The organism is Thalassospira sp. A3_1 (assembly GCF_017744215.1).
GTDB lineage: Bacteria > Pseudomonadota > Alphaproteobacteria > Rhodospirillales > Thalassospiraceae > Thalassospira > Thalassospira lucentensis_A.
Map to the genome: position 1 here is coordinate 499298 of NZ_JAGHQQ010000002.1, position 17814 is coordinate 517111.

Here is a 17814-nt window from a genome sequence, read left to right on the forward strand (position 1 = left end):
TCGCATAGCGGTATGTTCGATGTCTGCCTAAATAAACTTGCAATCATTAAAATGGCGGGATCGCCATCGCAGAAAGGCATGTTCATGCAGCAAACTGTTATGGGAAAGCCCGAGCAGAAAGCCATTTTCCACGAGGCGGAACAGAAAGGCCTGCGACTGGCGATCAAGGGGCGTCTGGTCGCGCTGATCCTGATGGGGGTCTGGCTTGTGGCGTCGCGGTCGGGCGACCCGTTACGTGCCATTGAATATCTGATTGCGCTTGGTGTCTTTGCCGGGTTTGGCATTATCCATTACCGGATTATCGGATCATCCTATGATCGGAACTGGATCAAGTATCTGTTCATTGCGCTTGATATCGGCTTCCTGTCTCTTCTGATTGCGACGCAGCCGGTGTTTGATAATGTCGATCTGCCCCAGGCGGTGATTTTCCGCACACCGATCTTCCCGTTTTATTTCATCATTCTTGGTGTTGCCGCATTCAGCTTTTCACCGGGGCTTGTTTTATGGGCCGGTATTTGCGGTGCCGCCGGATGGCTTGGCGCGTTCCTTTATGCCATCCGCGATATGACGCAAACCTATGACTGGCAGGATATTGGTACATCGCCCGATACCCAGACCTTTGTGACCTATTTCTTCAGCCCCGATTTTATCGGTGCCTGGAGCCGCGTACAGGAAGCTCTGGCACTGGTTATTGTTGCTATTCTGATTGGTTTGGTCATGTGGCGGGCGCGCCATACGGTTCGCCGGCAGATCGAGGCAGAGCAGGAACGCAGCGCCATTTCCGATATTTTCGGACAATATGTGCCGCCCGCCGTGGCCGAGGTGCTGATTTCCAAACGCGGGACACTGTCCCCGATTGAGCGTGAGGCAACCATCCTGTTTGCGGACGTGGCCGATTTCACCAAGCTGACAGAAACTATCGGGCCAAAAGGAATTGTCGAAGTCCTGAATGCATATTTCGATGCGGTGTCACAGATCATCACCCGTCATCATGGCGTGATTACGCAGTTTCAGGGTGATGCCGTTCTGGCGACATTCAATGTCCCGGTCGAGGATGACGACCATGCCGGATGTGCCATCCGGGCCGCACGCGAGATCAATGATCTTGTTCATCAGCGCGATTTTGCCGGTATTCGCATTCAAACCCGGATTGGTATCTGTACTGGAACGGTGATTGCTGGAAGTGTCGGTGGTGGTGGGCGGCAAAGCTACACCGTGCATGGTGATACGGTGAACCTTGCCGCAAGGCTCGAAGTCATGAACAAGGAACTCGGGACCGATGTTCTGATTTCGGGGACAACGACGAAGTATCTTGCTACGGATAATTTTCGCAAAATCGGGCAAATGGATGTGCGCGGGCTTTCCGAACCGATTGATCTGTTCACCTTTGCAGCCGCTGGCGAATTGAATGTCCCGACCGGTAATGTGCCCGCGACAGCGAGCTGATCATCGTTAAAGATTTCACCCATGAAAAAGGAACGGCATCCATTCATCGGATACCGTTCCTTGCGGGGTCTGCATCGGGTTAACCGGTGCAGTGGGGCTCTGAAATCAGAATATCTATTGCAGCGGCTGGCGATACATCACCATTCCGGCGTGATACAGAACACCATCTTCGAAATAGCCATCTGCGGTGAAGCCGGTATCATCCCAGTAATCGATGTGATTGCCTGAAATTTCGTAACGTCCCTGATAGGCGGACTGACGATTGCCGCGCGCCTCGTCATAACGCCCATTGGCCAGCAATTCCTGACGGATGTTACCGTCTGCCGTGACCCACATGCCGACATAGGGATGCGGATCGTTCGACGCGGTACCGGACATGACGGTATCCTCCTGTGCGGTGGCTGTGCTGGAAAACAGCATCAGAAGACTGGTGATGGAAGACGCAAACATATGACGTGCCATGCGGGCCTCCTTGGGCGGTACGGATCAATATGCCGATGCCGTCGGGCGTACGATGATCTCGTTGATATCGACGCTGTCGGGCTGGGCGATTGCATAAAGGACAGACCATGCAATCGAAATCGGACTAAGGGCGGTTTTGCGCAATTCACCGAGGAACCCCTTGGCGCTGTCATCGGTGATATCGTTGCCAAGTTCGGTTTCGGTAACACCCGGCGAAACCATGGTAACGCGGATATCCCGGCTTTCCTGACGCAGACCGTCTGAAATGGCCCATACGGCATATTTGGTGGCGCAATAAACCGCGGCGGTCGGCGATACCAGATGCGCCCCGATCGATGCGGTGTTGATGATATGACCACCGCCCTGTTCCTTGAACAATGGCAGGGTGGCGGCAATACCGTTTAGAACGCCACGGATATTGACATCGATCATCTTGTTCCACTCGTCGATTTTCAGTTCGGCAAGTGGCGACAGGGGCATGACGCCGGCATTGTTAAACATCACATCAACGCGGCCATAGGTGTTTTTGGCGAAATAGACCAGTGCTTCGACATCGTCGGCATCGGTGACATCAACCGCGCGGCATGTGGCGGTGCCGCCTTCGGCTTCGATCTCGGCGACGATGGAATGGAGTTTGGCCGTGCGGCGGGCGGCCAGAACGACCTTTGCACCATTTTCAGCCAGAAGTTTTGCCGTGGCTTCGCCAATCCCGCTGCTGGCACCGGTGATAACGACGACCTTGTTTTCAACATTGCTGGACATAAGCGACATGACATCCTCCGTGTTTGGTTGATGGCGCTCAATGTGAGTGCAAACAGCAATTTGATGAATACACAGAACTCTTGATCAATTGCCTGATCCTCCGAACGGTACGAAAACCGCTTTTCAGTACAGTCCGGATCGGTATAGTTCATATTAGAGAAACAAAGGAGTTTGGTGATGTCTGTATTCGAAGAGATGTCTGAACTGATTGACAAATACTGCGAAGGAGAAGGCGTTGCCCAGACGCCGGTGAGTGCGATGCACCTGTATCGTGCAACCGGGCCATCGATGAAAGTCCCGACAATCTATAAGCCATGCCTTTGTATTATCGCGTCAGGTGCCAAAGAGGTCACTCTGGGCGAGGCGGTTTTCAGTTACGCGCCCGGAAAGTATCTGGTGGCGTCGGTTGACCTGCCCATTGTCGGCTGTGTGACAAATGCCAGTGCAGCACTTCCCTATCGCAGTTTGTCGATTGAACTTGACGGCCAGATGCTAAGTGACCTTGTAACCCAGATCGATCTTCAGATCGGATCCGCATCCGAAAGCGATTGTGGGCTTCATGTCGATGATGCCAGCGATACCTTGCTGGATGCCGTGATGCGCCTGTTGAGCCTGTGCGATCAGAAAGACGATATTTCGGTGATGGCGCCGATGCTTCTGCGCGAAGTGCATTATCGCCTGCTGCGTGGCCTTCAGGGGGCACGGATTGCACAAATCGGAATGGGCGGCAGCAACATGCAGCGCATTTCCAAGATCATCCGTCTGATGAAGGACGACTTTGCAGCACCACTGCGGGTCGATGATCTTGCGGCACAGGCAAATATGAGCCCGTCTTCCTTCCATCATCATTTCAAGCAGGTAACATCCATGAGCCCGCTTCAGTATCAGAAACGCCTTCGCCTGACGATGGCGCGCCAGATGATGCTGACGGAAATGAAGGATGCGGCGACTGCGGCCTATGAAGTCGGATATGAAAGCGCATCACAGTTCAGTCGCGAATATGCCCGCATGTTTGGCGCACCGCCCATGCGTGATGTATCGGCCATCCTTGGACGACTGGGCGGGGATGGTACGGCGGCAGCGAACGCCTATTAGGAAACCAGATCCTGACCCTTGATGATTGCGACCGGTTTGCAATTCTCTTGACGGGTCTGTGTGACTATGTGACATCAATTGATGTCAGTATCCGACAAGGATAAAGGGAATTCGAAGCCGTCTGCTAGGACGGTTAACCGAAGCTGCCCCCGCAACTGTAGGCGGTGAGTGTTTTTCTTCTGAAAGCCACTGGGATATTTCCCGGGAAGGCAGGAAAGCACAGCGACCCGCGAGCCAGGAGACCTGCTGACATGACGACGACGGACCGGGCGGGGTGCCCCGGAGGATGTCGGTACATGTCACCGTCTCACGCAGGTTGCAATGCGTTCTGCCTGCTTTCGGGTTCTGACATTTCCCGCCATTTTTCAGCACCTTTGCAAGTCTCTTGACCATAGTAACTTTGTTGTTATGTTATAACATAACATTTATTGGTTTGATATGCCCGATCGGGAATGAAATTCCGGATCGGTATATCCATGAAAGGACGCAAAGTGATCGAACTTAACAAACGGGTTCTTGCAGTCGGGGTGTTTGCTGCAGGACTGGCTTCTTTCGCGCAATACGCATCTGCGACGGAATATCCGCTTACACTGGAAAATTGTGGTCGGACTCTGACCTTTGATCAGGCCCCGAACCGTGTCGTATCGCTGGGCCAAAGCAGCACCGAACTGCTTTATCTTCTGGGGCTGGCCGACAGGGTGGTTGGAACGGCCGTATGGCTTGGCCCGGTGCAGGAACAGTTTCGCGACGTCAACGCCACCATTCCGCGTCTGGCAGACAACGATCCCAGCTTTGAAAGTGTGGTCGGCCAGAAACCCGATATGGTCACAACCCAGTTCCAATGGCATATCGGCCCGAATGGCAAGGTCGGAACGATTGACCAGTTCGCCGAACTTTCAATCCCGGTCTATACCGCACCAGCCGATTGTATGGGCAAGGACAACACTACGGGCGGCGACGGAACCCGAATCGATGCCTTTTCCATGGATCAGATCTATCAGGGGATAGATGACCTTTCGAAAATCTTCGATGTCGAGGAACGTGGCGCCGAACTGATTGCCGATTTCAAAGCCCGCGAAAAAGCCGCACGTGAAAAAGTCGCCGCCGTCAACGGCAAGGGCATTTCGGCCCTGTTCTGGTTCTCCAGTGCTGAAATCGATGTTGATCCGTTTGTCGCCGGTCAGAAAGGTGCGCCGGCCTATGTCATGTCGATCCTTGGTGTCGACAATGTCATCGACAGTGACGATGAATGGCCCACAGTCGGGTGGGAAACCATCGCACGAACCAATCCCGATATCATTGCGATTGGCAAAATGGATCGTCGCCGTTTTCCGGCCGATGACTGGGAACTGAAAATGCAGTTCCTGAAAGCCGATCCGGTAACCAGCCAGATGAGTGCCGTCAAAAGCGGAAATATTGTCGTCATGGATGCCCAGTCGATGAACCCGACCATGCGGACAATCGAGGGCATTGAAACGCTGGCCAAGGCAATCGAGGCGTTCGAGGCGACCCAGTGATCGGGCCAATGATCGGGAATATCATTTCCAGCCCCGTTTTCTTGAAACGCATCAGCGTGGCATTTGCCGCGCTGATGTTGCTGGCTGCGGTCCTGGCGGTTGCCGCATCGGTGGGCGAAACAGCGATCCCGGTGGGCACGGTGATCAATACGATTGCCAATCATTTGTGGGATGCCGGGTATCCGGTGGATGCGATTGATGCCGGTATTATATGGAACTACCGACTTAGCCGCGCAATCGTCGCCGCAAGCTGCGGGGCGGCACTTGCTTTTTCCGGGGCGGTCCTGCAGGCGCTTTTGCGTAACAGTCTTGCCGATCCTTACTTGCTGGGCATTTCAGCCGGTGCCTCGACCGGTGCGGTCAGCATCGTGATCCTAGGTCTTGGGGCCGGGATGCTTTCACTGTCACTTGGGGCATTTATCGGCGCAGTGGCGGCATTCGCCTTTGTGACCCTTCTGGCATTACAGGCCGGGCGCGGTACGGGGGCGATCATTCTGGCCGGGATTGCCGGATCGCAGATGTTCAATGCCCTGACATCCTTTATCGTCACCAAATCGGCCAGTGCCGAGCAGGCGCGCGGCATCATGTTCTGGCTTCTGGGCAATCTTAGCGGCGTGCGCTGGCCCGATGTGTGGCTGGCTTTACCCGTGGCTCTTGTCGGGCTTGTCGTGTGTCTTTGGCATGCACGCGCACTTGATGCCTTTACGTTTGGTCGTGAATCCGCCGCATCGCTTGGTGTTCCGGTCAGGCGGGTTTATGCGATCCTGATTGCCGCGGCCGCGATGATGACGGCGGTAATGGTCAGTATCGTTGGTTCCATCGGCTTTGTCGGGCTCGTGATCCCGCATGCGGCGCGCTTTTTTGTCGGAACGCGCCATGGGCTGCTATTACCGCTATCGGCATTGATTGGCGCACTGTTTCTGGTCTGTGCCGATGTCATCTCACGCGTGATCGTTCCGGGGCAGGTTTTGCCAATCGGGGTGATTACCGCCCTTGTCGGGGCCCCGGCCTTTGCCCTGATCCTGTGTCACGGAAGGATTTTGCGATGAGTTTGGAACTGTGCGATGTCGTCTGGTCTGCCGGTTTTCGCAAGATCATCAAAAATGTCTCGCTCCGTGTTGAACCGGGCGAGTTTCTGGGCCTGATCGGGCCGAACGGATCGGGCAAAACAAGTTTGATGTCGGTTTTGGCCGGTATTCGTCCACCTGATCAGGGGCGCGCGATGTTGGCAGGGCAGGACATGAAAAAGCATGGCCGTCGCAAACTGGCCCGGCAGATCGGCTTTGTCGAACAGCAGGCCGATACCACGGACCGCCTGACCGCGCGCGAGGCAGTCGCACTGGGGCGCACACCATATCTCAGCATGCTGTCACCCTGGTCTGAACGGGATGATGCGATTGTTAACCGCGCCCTTGGTGATGTCGACATGACCCATCTGGCCGACCGGTTCTGGCATACACTTTCGGGCGGCGAGAAGCAGCGGGTTCATATTGCGCGCGCGCTGGCGCAGGAACCGAAATTCCTTCTGCTGGACGAGCCGACAAACCATCTGGATATCCGCCATCAGCTTGGATTACTGGAACTGGTGCGCGAATTGCCGGTTACCGTGGTCGCAGCCCTGCACGATCTGAACCATGCCGCGATGTATTGCGATCGGATTGCCATGATGCGTGATGGGGAACTGGTGGGGATTGGCAGTCCTGCCGACATTCTGACATCGGAAAATCTGCGCGATGTGTTCGGTGTCGAGGCAACCATCGAGCATGGCCCGAATGGTGAATGTGCGGTGCGCTATCACGCAGGCATGAAAAAAGACCGGGCTGCATGACCCGGTCTTTTTAATTCAAAGGCTTACTTCTGTTCGCGGGCAATCGCGCGCCAGCCGATATCACGGCGGCAGAAACCGCCCGGCCAGTTAATGGCGTCAACGGCTTCATAGGCGCGTTTCTGCGCCTCGGTCACCGACGTGCCACGTGCGGTAACGCCAAGAACACGACCACCTGTCGCGGTCAGTTTGTCACCATCCATTCTCGTTCCCGCATGCAGGACCTTGACCTTGTCCATCGCATCCGCATCGGCGACGTTTCTGATCTCGGTGCCTTTTTCGTAGCTGCCCGGATACCCCCTGGCGGCCATGACAACGACCATGGCGGTTTCATCATGCCATTCGGGTTTGACGGTATCGAGTTTGCCGGTGGCCGCCCCATCAAGGATATCCAGTACATCCGATTTCAGGCGGGTCATCAGAACCTGGCATTCCGGATCGCCAAAACGGATGTTGTATTCGATCAGTTTCGGATTGCCCGCATCGTCAATCATCAGACCGGCAAACAGGACGCCCTTGAACGGATGGCCTTCGGCGGCCATGCCCTTGACGGTCGGAACAATGATCTGTTCCATGACCTTGCCTTCAACAGATTTGGTAAAGACCGGGGCCGGGGAATAGGCACCCATACCGCCGGTATTCGGGCCGGTATCGCCTTCGCCAACGGCCTTGTGATCCTGTGCTGCAATCAGCGGGATGACGTTTTCGCCATCGCAGACGGCAAAAAAGGATGCTTCTTCGCCAGTCATGAATTCCTCGATCACCAGCTCCGCACCGGCATCGCCGAACTTGCCACCAACCATGCATTCGTCAATGGCAGCAAAGGCTTCGTCAACTGTCTGGCAAATCGTCACACCCTTGCCCGCGGCAAGGCCATCGGTTTTGACAACGATCGGCGCACCGTGCTTTTCAACAAAGGCCCGCGCATCGTCAGGCGTGGTGAAACGGCCATAGGCCGCAGATGGCACGCCAAACTTTGCGACCATGTCCTTCATGAAACCTTTGGAGCCTTCAAGCTGTGCGGCAGCCTTGGAACAGCCAAACGATTTGATGCCAACCGCATCCAGCGCGTCTACAAGGCCCGCGACCAGCGGGGCCTCGGGGCCGACAACTACCAGATCGACCGCATTGTCGGTGGCAAATTTCACAAGGCCGTCAATGTCGCTATCGGAAATGGCAACACATTGCGCGGAATCGGCAATCCCGGCATTGCCCGGCGCGCACCAAAGTTTGGTCAGCCGCGGGCTCTTGGCAATTGCCCAGCACAATGCATGTTCACGTCCGCCACCGCCAACGACCAGAACCTTCATGATTTTAACCTCGATTACGTGTCCGACTGCTTGATGGTCCAGACGGGATGAACTAGGCTTGCACCCCATCCCGCTTGAAAATTTATGCGGGCTTTTAGCATAAAGTGCCCTTGATGACGCAAGATTTGTTCGACCCGTTCGCTCCCATGCCCGAAGAACCCGCGAAACCGGGAAATCTGCCGGAATTTTCGGTCTCTGATCTTTCCAACGCGCTTAAACGCACGGTCGAGGATGCGTTTTCGTTTGTGCGTGTGCGCGGCGAAATTTCCGGCTTCAAGCGCGCAAGCAGCGGTCACATGTATCTGGCCCTCAAAGACGATCAGGCCGTGCTGGATGGTGTTTGCTGGCGCGGGCAGGCATCCAAGCTTGGCCTTGCACCCGAAGACGGCATGGAAGTCATTGTGACCGGGCGACTGACGACATTCCCGGGCCGGTCGAAATACCAGATTGTCATCGAAACGATGGAAGTCGCGGGCGAAGGCGCGCTTCTGAAGCTTCTGGAAGAACGCAAAAAGAAACTTGCCGCCGAAGGACTGTTTGATGCGGATCGCAAAAAGCCGATCCCGTTCCTACCTGATGTCATCGGGATTGTAACATCCCCAACCGGGGCGGTTATCCGCGATATCATGCATCGGCTGCGTGAAAGGTTTCCGCGCCGTGTTTTGTTATGGCCCGTGGTGGTGCAGGGAACCGGTGCCGCCGAACAGGTCGCGCAGGCCGTGCGCGGTTTCAATGATCTTTTGCCCTATGGCAATATTCCGCGCCCCGATGTCCTGATCGTCGCGCGCGGTGGCGGATCGCTGGAAGACCTTTGGGCGTTTAACGAGGAAATCATTGCCCGTGCGGTGGCGGAATCCGGCATTCCGGTGATCTCGGCGGTCGGTCATGAAACCGATACCACCCTGATTGATTTTGTGTCCGACCTGCGCGCGCCCACCCCGACGGGGGCCGCGGAAAAGGCCGTTCCCGTGCGGCTTGATCTGATCGGTCAGGTCGAGGAAGACGGCCTTCGTCTGACCCAAGCCGTCCGTCGGCTTGGCGTGGAAAAACGCACAGCCCTTGAAAGCCTTGCGCGTGGTCTTGGCGATCCGCGCCGGATGCTTGAAGAACGCAGTCAGGCCCTTGATAACTGGTCGGATCGACTGCCGCGTGCGGCAGGCAGTGTTTTACAGCAGGCGCGTGCACGTCTGAACGAAGCTGGGGCACGGCTGGTCAGTCCGCGCGAACAGCTTTCGGAAAAACGCGGACGGTTGGAAAATGCTGGTCTGCGGCTGGATGGGGCGATCAAGTCCGCCATCCAGATGCAAAGGGCCCGCCTTGATCAGGCCGCAGCCGGACTTCGCCCGGCAAATGCCAAACGCGATATCGCACGTGATCACAAACAGATCGGCGATCTGGCTGGTCGGATGCAGGCGGCGGTTAAAAATATCCTGAACCGCGAAGCCGAAGGTCTGGCACGTTATGACCGTCTTCTGGAAAGCTATTCCTATCGCAATGTTCTGAAACGCGGTTTTGCCGTGGTGCGCGGTGCGGACGAGGGATTGATCGGCAGGGCGTCGGATCTGATTGCCGGGCAGGGTTACATTCTGGAAATGCAGGATGGACGTGCCGATGTAACAGCAGGGACGTATTCCTCTGGAGAGCCCGAGGCGGCACCGGTTGCCACAGTCGCGCCGAAATCCGCATCCAAACCGAAACCGGCCCGGAAAAAAGACCCGGCCCCCAAAGATGATGACAGGCAAGGGAGCCTTTTGTGATGCGTTTCGGAATGACCACGTTTCTGGCAACAACCGGTTTGATTGTATCGTGTTTCGGTGCTATCGCGGCCGAGCCAACCTATGAGGGCCAGTTTGTTCAGGGCGGCATCGTGTTCGGGCAGGCCGAGCCCGGAAGCAGCATCCTTCTGGATGGCAAGGCGATTGATACGATCGGGCCAGATGGGGCCTTTATCCTTGGCTTTCCACGCGATTACGAAGGCTCCGCCAAGCTGACCCTGCGCAAGGCTGATGGGGCAGTCGAAGAATACGCCTATGATATCGGGGATCGCGAATTTGATATCCAGCGGATTGATGGCCTGCCGCCCAAGATGGTGACACCGGACCCGAACGTTATGGAACGGATCAAGGATGATTCGCGTCAGGCCCGCGAAGCACGTGTCGAACGATTTACCCAGGAATTTTACAAGAACGGCTTTATCTGGCCGGTTCTCGGCCCGATCAGCGGTGTATACGGATCGCAACGCATCTTGAATGGTGAACCGCGTGCCCCGCATTGGGGGATAGACATTGCCGTTCCGACCGGAACACAGGTTGTCGCACCGGCTGACGGGATTGTGACGCTGGCGCATCCCGATATGTATTTTTCCGGGGCGACCCTGTTTATTGATCACGGGCTTGGCATGGTTTCAGCCTTTTTGCATCTGTCGGAAATCGATGTGAAAGTTGGTGATGTGGTTCGTCGGGGTGATCCTATCGCCAAGGTCGGGGCAAGCGGCCGGGCAACCGGGCCGCATCTGGATTGGCGGATCAATGTCGGGGATGCGCGTGTTGACGCGGCCCTTCTTGTGCCGCCGATGGAAGACGCACAAAAGGCCGCAAAGGCAAAGGCCAGCAATTGATGATGGATAAACAATAGGGAACGTCTGCCATGAAAAAGCACGGAGCCGTCGCCGCAGGACATGATGTCACAGCACGCGCGGCTGCCGATGTGCTTGAGGCTGGCGGCAATGCCTTTGACGCGGTGACCGCCGCGATGTGGACGGCATGCGTGGCGGAGCCGGTTCTGGCGTCGTTTGGTGGGGGCGGGTTTGTCATGACCCGTCCGGCGGGAAAACCGCCTCGGCTTTATGATTTCTTTGTCGAAACCCCGCTTGCCAAACGCCCGCGCGAGGAACTTGAATTTGAAAGCCGGTTTGCGACATTTGCCGGTGGCGTCACCCAGGAATTTCACGGTGGATACGGTTCGGTTGCAACGCCGGGTGTGGTTGCCGGTATTTTCAAGCTGCATGACGATCTTGGATCATTGCCGATGGCGATGCTGGCCGAACCGGCAATTACGTCGGCTCGCGACGGGGTCAGGCTGGATGCGTTTCAGCGATACGTCATGGGGATCGTAACCCCGCTTCTGGCCTTTTCCAAAGACAGCCGGGCGGTTTTCGGTGCGCCGGAACATCAGGATGAAGACCGATTTGAATTGCCGGATGAGGGCTCCATTCTTCGTCAGGCAGATATGGCCGACAGCATCGAATATCTGCTGCGAACCGGTTCGGACGGTTTTTATCACGGCGATCTTGGTCATGCGCTTGTGACCGAATGCCGGGAATATGGTGGCTATCTTACGGGCGCTGATTTGGCGGCATATCGGGTTCTGGTCCGTGATCCGCTATTGATTGCCGGACGCAACGGACGGTTTGTTTTAAACCCGCCGCCTGCATCGGGCGGGGTTCTGGTCGGGTTCGGGCTTAAGCTTGCGCGCGAAATTGAGCTCGGGGCATTTGGATCGGCCCGTCATCTTGAAGCGATTTCGCGCATTCTTCATGCCACGGGGCTGGCACGTAGCGAATATGGCGCAAGCCCCGCAATCCTTGCCGACGAGTTCTGCGAATCCTACCGGTCGATGATCGGCGAACGCCCGCTTAGCCAGAATGGCACGACCCATATTTCCGTGGTTGATGGCGATGGCAATCTTGCCGCCGCGACAATTTCGAACGGGTCCTGCTCCGGGCGGATGGTGCCGGGCACCGGGATCATGCTCAACAACATGCTGGGCGAAGCCGATCTGTCGCCTGACGGTTTCCATCACTGGCCGTGCGGTGTGCGCATGACGTCAATGATGACCCCGGCCCTGTATCTGGCGGGCAATGGTGATGCGATTGCACTTGGCTCTGGCGGGTCAAACCGCATTCGTTCGACCATGTTGCAGGTGATGCTGAATATCGATGCCTATGACATGACCCTGCATGGGGCTGTGGCGGCACCGCGACTTCATGTCGAAGACAGTCTTTTGTCCGTCGAACCGGGATTTGACGGTTCGCTTCTGGATGGGCTGAGCCTGGAAGACCAGCAGCGCTGGGATGCGGAGGATATGTTCTTTGGCGGTGTTCACGCCGCCAAGGTCAGTGGTGATGGCACAAAATTCAATGCGGTGGGGGATGCCCGACGCAATGGCCATCAAGTTGTGATTACCGATCTGTAATCCGGCTTGAACCAGCTTAACGCGGAATTTCGTCTGCAGGGCGGACGTCAAGCAACGGAGCCGCATCAATCTTTTCCGCATTCATCATTGTCGCGACCCGCTGCATGGATGACAGAAGCTGCGTCTTTTCCCAATCTGGCAGGGCATCGAACTGCGATATGAATTCTTCGTGCAGCATGGTGGGGGCTGCTTTTAATACGTTCTGACCTGCCTCTGTCAGAACCGTATTGACCACACGCTTGTCCGTGGTGCTGCGGCGACGCTCTGCGAGCCCGCGCTGTTCAAGGCGGTTCAGGATTGTTGTAACCGTCGCTTGGCTAAGGGACACATGATTGGAAATGCGACGCACCGTGACGTTCTGCAATTCGTCAATCGCGCGCAGGACCATCACCTGCGGGATGGTCAGGCCACAGGCTTTCATCATTCTTTTGGAATGCAGATCGGTTGCGCGGATGATCTGGCGCAATGCGACCAGAATGTCCTGCCAGTAGGCCTGTGTCATTATGGTTTCCTCGGGCGATAGCTCTTACGCCACTCGGTAAAGGGGATTGATCGCATTATCAATGCAATTTGTCCTGCGACAAATTATGATCGCTGTTAATTTCCCCGAATGCGTCGTGTGGCAAAAAAAATCATCGCGAAAATGGCAATCAGGACAAGTGTCACACCTGCAATCAACATGGCCTGATTGAGGCGCAGATCATATTCCTGTTTGCGTTCGACATAGGCGATAACCTGTCGGCGCAACTGGTCCATTTCCGGTGTGATATCGAAACTCGTTCGATACATCTTTGCCCCGGCACGGGACAGAAGATCGTTGGTTTTGTTCATGCGTTCGATGAACACCGCAAAGCGTTCTTCGGTCGCGGCGAGCTCGTCAAGCGGGCCGTCTTTCACGTCGCCATCTTTGGTGCGCGCGATTGACAGTCTGGTTTGGGTCAGATCATCACCGTCTTCGGCAATGCAATCAGACAGCGGCTTTTTCTCGGCACTCTTGCCGCACTCGATCTGGCGATCCCCGAACTTCTCAACGGCTTCTCGCAGATGTGTCTGCAATTGCAGATCAAGTTCGGCAATCCGTATCCGCACATTCTTTGAACTGCTTTCTATCTTGCCAACATCACCTTCCAGCGCGAATGACGGCCAGACGGCAAACATTGAACCAACAAAAATCAGAAAAAGCGGGACGACGAAACGCAGCAAAAGGGAACTTCCCCCGGACAAGGTGGAGAGGTATCCACCAGTCTGCTGCAAGGGTGTTCCCATTCGGTTAATGCCAAGTGCGATTAACGATGATCAGTTCGGCCAGCGTCTGTGAAGCCACAACCATTGCGCGGGTCGGTCACGAATCCAGCTTTCCATGATCGCATTAACTTCGGTCATGATGCGCAGAATATCGGCATGACGGTCATCGGTCGGGACAATTTCGAGTGCCGGATAAAATGTCATGCGGAAATAGGCACCGCCCAGTCGTTCCACCCTGACCGGTACTACCGGGCAGTCATATTTTAGCGCAAACTGCGCCAATGCCGGGGCTGTCATGGCATCACGACCAAAAAACGGGACGGCAATGCCGTCATTCATTTTCTGGTCGACCAGCATCGCGACATGCCCGCCTTCTTTCATGTATTTGGTAATCTGGCGGGCACCCTGTGCCCCTTTTTTTACCAGTTGACCGCGGAAAGTCTTGCGGGCACGAATGAATAACTGATCAACCCACGGATTATCCGGGGCGCGATAGACACACATCATGTCCATATCCATCGCGGTTGCCAGCGTCATGCCGATTTCCCAGTTGCCGATATGGCCGGTAAAGAAAACACCCGGTTTGTCATCATCTTTCGAGGCCATGCCGTTTTCAAGGCCGACAACCTCGATCCTTGGGCCTCCCGGGCGCAATTTATGCAGATGCGGGATTTCAGCCGCGTTACGTCCCAGATTTTCCCACATGTCAAAGATGATCGTTTCGATCTCTTCCGGGGATTTTTCCGGAAATGCGCGTGTCAGGTTGTTTCGTGCCTTTTTTGTCTGGCCGAGTTTGGGGCCAAACTTTCGCAGTAATGTACCACCCGCGTTTGATGCCATATCAATCGGCATGGCAGCAAAAAGCCAATAAATCAGATGCGCTGCCAATCCCTGCAACGGGTGGGAAATATATTTCTGTCGTGCTTGGTAAAAGGCACTGCGTTCAGGCATCGGACAACACCGCCGTAATTATTTTCTCCAGCTGGTCCGGGGCTTCGAATTCCAGCACAATATCAAGGGTGCTTATGCCGTTCCGCTGCCCGGCAGGCAAGCGCATCAGGTCTTTTTCTGTCGTGACCAAATCGGCATTCAACGCCTTGGCTTTTTGATGCAGCTCCGCCAATTCGGCCGCACGGAACGGATGATGATCCGCAAAGTCGACGGTCGCAACAATATCGGCACCGACTGCGCGCAGACTATCATGGAATTTGGCCGGGCGGGCAATCCCCGCAAAGGCGAGAACCCTGCGACCGGCAAATTCGGCGCCGTTGCAGGGAACAATGCGGGCGCGCAAAACCGGAACCGACGCGGGCAGGTTTCTAAGAAACGGCGGATTGCCATCACCGATCAGAATGATCGCACGAACTTTGGCCAATCCCTGTTCAAGGGTTTCGCGCATCGGGCCTGCGGGAATGACGCGACCGTTTCCAATCCCGAAAACGCTGTCGACAACCGCAAAGCTGCAATCCTTGATCAACGATGGATTTTGCAGTCCGTCATCCAGAATGATGGCCTCGGCACCCGCATTTCTGGCCGTTTCGGCGCCCATGCCCCGGTCCCGCGAAATCCATGCCGGCGCCGTTCGCGCCAGAAGCAGTGGCTCGTCCCCGACATCGGCTGCTGTGTCCTTCATCGGATCAACACGATGCGGGCCGGTTTCCCGACCACCATATCCACGGCTCAGGAAATGGGCCTGAATGCCCATTTTGTGCAACGTGTGATACAGCGCGATTGCGGTCGGTGTTTTACCGGCCCCGCCGATGGTAAAGTTGCCAACGCAGAAAACCTTGCATCCCGGATGGCGCATGGTTGTTGTCATCGCCCGAATGCCTGCACCTGCGCGCCACAGCAGGGAAAAAGGCGACAGTGCCTTGGCCATGCAGCCGTCTGCCAGCCAGAAATCAGGCGCGCGCATTGGCAACCTCCCCGGTTAAAAGCGGGGTGATCGCATCAATGGTTCGTTCGAGAACCTCGGCCTTTGAATTGGCATATGCCAAGGCGGCATTTGCCAGTGCGCTCGCCTTTTCCGGTTGGGTCAGAAGAATATCAATCTGCCTTGTCAGGTCGTCACGATCAGCAACCGGTCGGCAGGCGTGTGCTGTAAGAAGTTCCTGACTGATCTCGCTAAAATTGCTCATATCGGGGCCATGCAGAATGGCACATCCAAGCCGTGCCGGTTCAAGCGGGTTTTGCCCGCCGGACGCACAAAGGGATTTTCCGATCAGGCAAACCGGTGCAACCCGGTAATAAAGCCCCATCTCGCCCATCGTATCGCCAAGATAGATGTCGATATCTTCGGTGATTTTGTGCTCCAGGCTTCGGCGGGCAACGCGCAATCCCTGGGCAATCAGATCCGCTTCGATTTCATCAGCACGATCCGGATGGCGGGGAACAATAACTGTCAAAAGGCCGTGATGCTTTGGGGAAAGCGTTTGATGAACCTGTGCGCAGGCCAGTTCCTCGCCCTCAAACGTACTTGCCGCAAGCCATATCGGGCGGGTGCCGATCTGCGATTGCAGTTCGGTTAGGGCGTCGGCTTCGACCGGCAGCGGGGGGGCTGCAAATTTCAGGTTCCCGACGGCGCGCACATCCTTGCCGCCAAGGGAAACGAACCGTTCGGTTTCCTTGCTTCCTTGCGTCAGGATCAGGTCAAATGCGGAAATGACCGGCGTGATGAAGGATGGAAATCGTGAATAGCTTTTAAAGCTTCTGGCCGAAATGCGGCCATTAAGCAGTGCCAGTCTTGTCCCTGCCTTCTTGGCCTTGGTCAGAATATTGGGCCAGAAATCACTTTCAAGCCAAAGAGCCGCATCCGGTTTCCAGTGATGCAGAAAACGCGCAACGCAAACCTGCCGATCAATGGGGATGAACTGATGGATCACCCCTTCCGGAAGGCGCTGATACATCATTGCCGCCGACGTAACGGTGCCGGTGGTGACAAGGATCGAGGTTTCGGGAAAACGCGCACGAATGGCATCAATCACCGGCAGGGATGACAGGGATTCGCCAACACTGGCACCATGTATCCAGACGAGCTTCCCCTTCGGGCGCAATGCACTGGCATGACCGAACCGTTCACCGATCCGTCCTGCATCTTCCTTGCCGCGTTTTTTGCGCCGTTGCAGATAAATGCCAAGTACCGGACCCAAAAGCCGTGTCGCCACGCGATAGGCGTAAAACAGGCTCATTTGGCGCTTTCCTGTTCTGCCGCTGCCATGGCCGAACGCTTCTGTTTGGGAAGTTCATCCGGTCCGGCGGGCTCAATCACGTCAAGGCCAAGTTTGCGGTCGCTTTCCTGTGTCAGCTTAGTCAGGGCCGCTTCAAGCTCCAGCCGCTTTTCCTCCAGCCCGGCATCATCCAGATCCCGTCCGATATGGATCGGATCGCCCCAGCTAAAGACGCCTTTTGAAAACGGAAGCGGCAGCACGAACCGGTCCCAACTGCCAAAGACGCGCCGGTTTGATGCCGAATAGGTCAGCGGGAAAATCGGAACGCCTGCAAGCTTTGCCGCCTGCACAATGCCATCCGAAATCCGCATACGCGGTCCTCGTGGTCCATCCGGGGTCATGCCAACGACTTCACCGGATTTAAGCGCCTTCAGAATGCGCCGCAACGCTGCCGCACCACCTTTGCCCTGCCCGGTTGACCCTGCAATCGTGGCAATCCCGAAATGACCGATGGTGCGGGAAATGATTTCACCATCGCGATGCGATGAAATCAGCATGTTAAACGGGCGGTCACCGGCAACCGAACGCCATGTATAGGGCATCATCAGCAAACGCTGATGCCAGAAAGCCACGATAAATGGTTTGCCCTCTGTCAGGAAATGGGCGGGATGATCCCCGCCTTCAGTATGCCAGCGGCCGGTGAGCCGGACGAACCGGATATAGGCTGCCGCAAGCCAGCACAAAGTGCTACGCGCCTGATCGCTTTTTATGATCCGCTTATGCAACTGCAC

At 56.0% G+C, this 17814-nt stretch carries 17 protein-coding genes and 1 riboswitch; of the genes, 8 read left to right on the forward strand and 9 right to left on the reverse strand.

From position 1 onward, the window contains the following. The first annotated feature begins 84 nt into the window (after nt 1-84). A complete protein-coding gene (locus J7395_RS09295; RefSeq protein ID WP_209221287.1) occupies nt 85-1446 on the forward strand; it encodes an adenylate/guanylate cyclase domain-containing protein in 1362 nt (453 codons plus the stop codon). A 114-nt stretch (nt 1447-1560) separates the two neighbouring features. On the opposite strand, the gene J7395_RS09300 is transcribed toward J7395_RS09295, so the two are convergent. Both J7395_RS09300 and J7395_RS09305 read right to left on the reverse strand, forming a co-directional pair. Further along, entirely contained in the window at nt 1561-1908 is a 348-nt protein-coding gene (locus tag J7395_RS09300; protein WP_062950683.1) for an Atu4866 domain-containing protein, read from the reverse strand. 24 nt (nt 1909-1932) lie between these two features. After that, entirely contained in the window at nt 1933-2679 is a 747-nt protein-coding gene (locus J7395_RS09305) for an SDR family oxidoreductase (RefSeq protein ID WP_181850075.1), read from the reverse strand. Nucleotides 2680-2847: 168 nt separating this feature from the next. Between J7395_RS09305 and J7395_RS09310 the strand changes: the two genes are divergently transcribed. The 4 genes from J7395_RS09310 to J7395_RS09325 all read left to right on the forward strand — a co-directional run bounded on the left by J7395_RS09310 (nt 2848) and on the right by J7395_RS09325 (nt 7110). Continuing rightward, nucleotides 2848-3765, forward strand: a complete 918-nt coding sequence (locus tag J7395_RS09310) for an AraC family transcriptional regulator (protein WP_209221288.1) — start codon at nt 2848-2850, stop codon at nt 3763-3765. Between the two features lie 68 nt (nt 3766-3833). Next, nucleotides 3834-4031, forward strand: a riboswitch (cobalamin riboswitch). Nucleotides 4032-4241: 210 nt separating this feature from the next. Beyond that, entirely contained in the window at nt 4242-5282 is a 1041-nt protein-coding gene (locus J7395_RS09315) for an ABC transporter substrate-binding protein (RefSeq protein WP_247742074.1), read from the forward strand. A gap of 8 nt (nt 5283-5290) precedes the next feature. Then, nucleotides 5291-6331: an iron ABC transporter permease gene (locus tag J7395_RS09320; protein WP_209221290.1), complete on the forward strand. Its 1041-nt coding sequence runs from the start codon at nt 5291-5293 to the stop codon at nt 6329-6331. Continuing rightward, the gene (locus tag J7395_RS09325; RefSeq protein ID WP_209221291.1) at nt 6328-7110 is read left to right on the forward strand and encodes an ABC transporter ATP-binding protein; all 783 of its coding nucleotides are present in this window, start codon (nt 6328-6330) and stop codon (nt 7108-7110) included. Before J7395_RS09320 ends, J7395_RS09325 begins: the two co-directional genes overlap by 4 nt. A 23-nt stretch (nt 7111-7133) precedes the next feature. On the opposite strand, the gene purD is transcribed toward J7395_RS09325, so the two are convergent. Next, nucleotides 7134-8417 carry a phosphoribosylamine--glycine ligase gene (purD, locus tag J7395_RS09330; RefSeq protein WP_209221292.1) on the reverse strand — a complete coding sequence of 428 codons (1284 nt, stop codon included), beginning with the start codon at nt 8415-8417 and terminating at the stop codon, nt 7134-7136. A gap of 113 nt (nt 8418-8530) precedes the next feature. On the opposite strand from purD, the gene xseA reads away from it, so the two are divergent. From xseA to J7395_RS09345, 3 genes are read left to right on the forward strand one after another with little or no spacing between them, the layout of a single operon-like run. Continuing rightward, nucleotides 8531-10174: an exodeoxyribonuclease VII large subunit gene (gene xseA / locus J7395_RS09335; protein WP_209221293.1), complete on the forward strand. Its 1644-nt coding sequence runs from the start codon at nt 8531-8533 to the stop codon at nt 10172-10174. Then, nucleotides 10174-11034, forward strand: coding sequence for a M23 family metallopeptidase (locus J7395_RS09340; RefSeq protein WP_209221294.1), 861 nt, complete (start codon nt 10174-10176; stop codon nt 11032-11034). The genes xseA and J7395_RS09340 overlap by 1 nt, the downstream gene beginning before the upstream one ends. Nucleotides 11035-11063: 29 nt before the next feature. Further along, on the forward strand, nt 11064-12611 hold the full coding sequence (locus J7395_RS09345) for a gamma-glutamyltransferase (RefSeq protein WP_209221295.1): 1548 nt from the start codon (nt 11064-11066) through the stop codon (nt 12609-12611). 16 nt (nt 12612-12627) lie between these two features. Here J7395_RS09345 and J7395_RS09350 read toward each other — a convergent pair whose 3' ends face one another. From J7395_RS09350 to J7395_RS09375, 6 genes are all read right to left on the reverse strand, one after another. Beyond that, complete coding sequence (locus tag J7395_RS09350; RefSeq protein ID WP_209221296.1) at nt 12628-13113, reverse strand: MarR family transcriptional regulator; 486 nt, start codon at nt 13111-13113, stop codon at nt 12628-12630. A gap of 95 nt (nt 13114-13208) precedes the next feature. Next, on the reverse strand, nt 13209-13814 hold the full coding sequence (locus tag J7395_RS09355) for a hypothetical protein (RefSeq protein WP_209221297.1): 606 nt from the start codon (nt 13812-13814) through the stop codon (nt 13209-13211). 93 nt (nt 13815-13907) lie between these two features. Further along, complete coding sequence (locus J7395_RS09360; RefSeq protein ID WP_209221298.1) at nt 13908-14807, reverse strand: lauroyl acyltransferase; 900 nt, start codon at nt 14805-14807, stop codon at nt 13908-13910. After that, entirely contained in the window at nt 14800-15771 is a 972-nt protein-coding gene (gene lpxK, locus J7395_RS09365; RefSeq protein WP_209221299.1) for a tetraacyldisaccharide 4'-kinase, read from the reverse strand. The genes J7395_RS09360 and lpxK overlap by 8 nt, the downstream gene beginning before the upstream one ends. Further along, complete coding sequence (locus J7395_RS09370; RefSeq protein WP_209221300.1) at nt 15758-17044, reverse strand: 3-deoxy-D-manno-octulosonic acid transferase; 1287 nt, start codon at nt 17042-17044, stop codon at nt 15758-15760. The genes lpxK and J7395_RS09370 overlap by 14 nt, the downstream gene beginning before the upstream one ends. Then, nucleotides 17041-17814, reverse strand: coding sequence for a lysophospholipid acyltransferase family protein (locus tag J7395_RS09375; protein ID WP_097051112.1), 774 nt, complete (start codon nt 17812-17814; stop codon nt 17041-17043). The genes J7395_RS09370 and J7395_RS09375 overlap by 4 nt, the downstream gene beginning before the upstream one ends.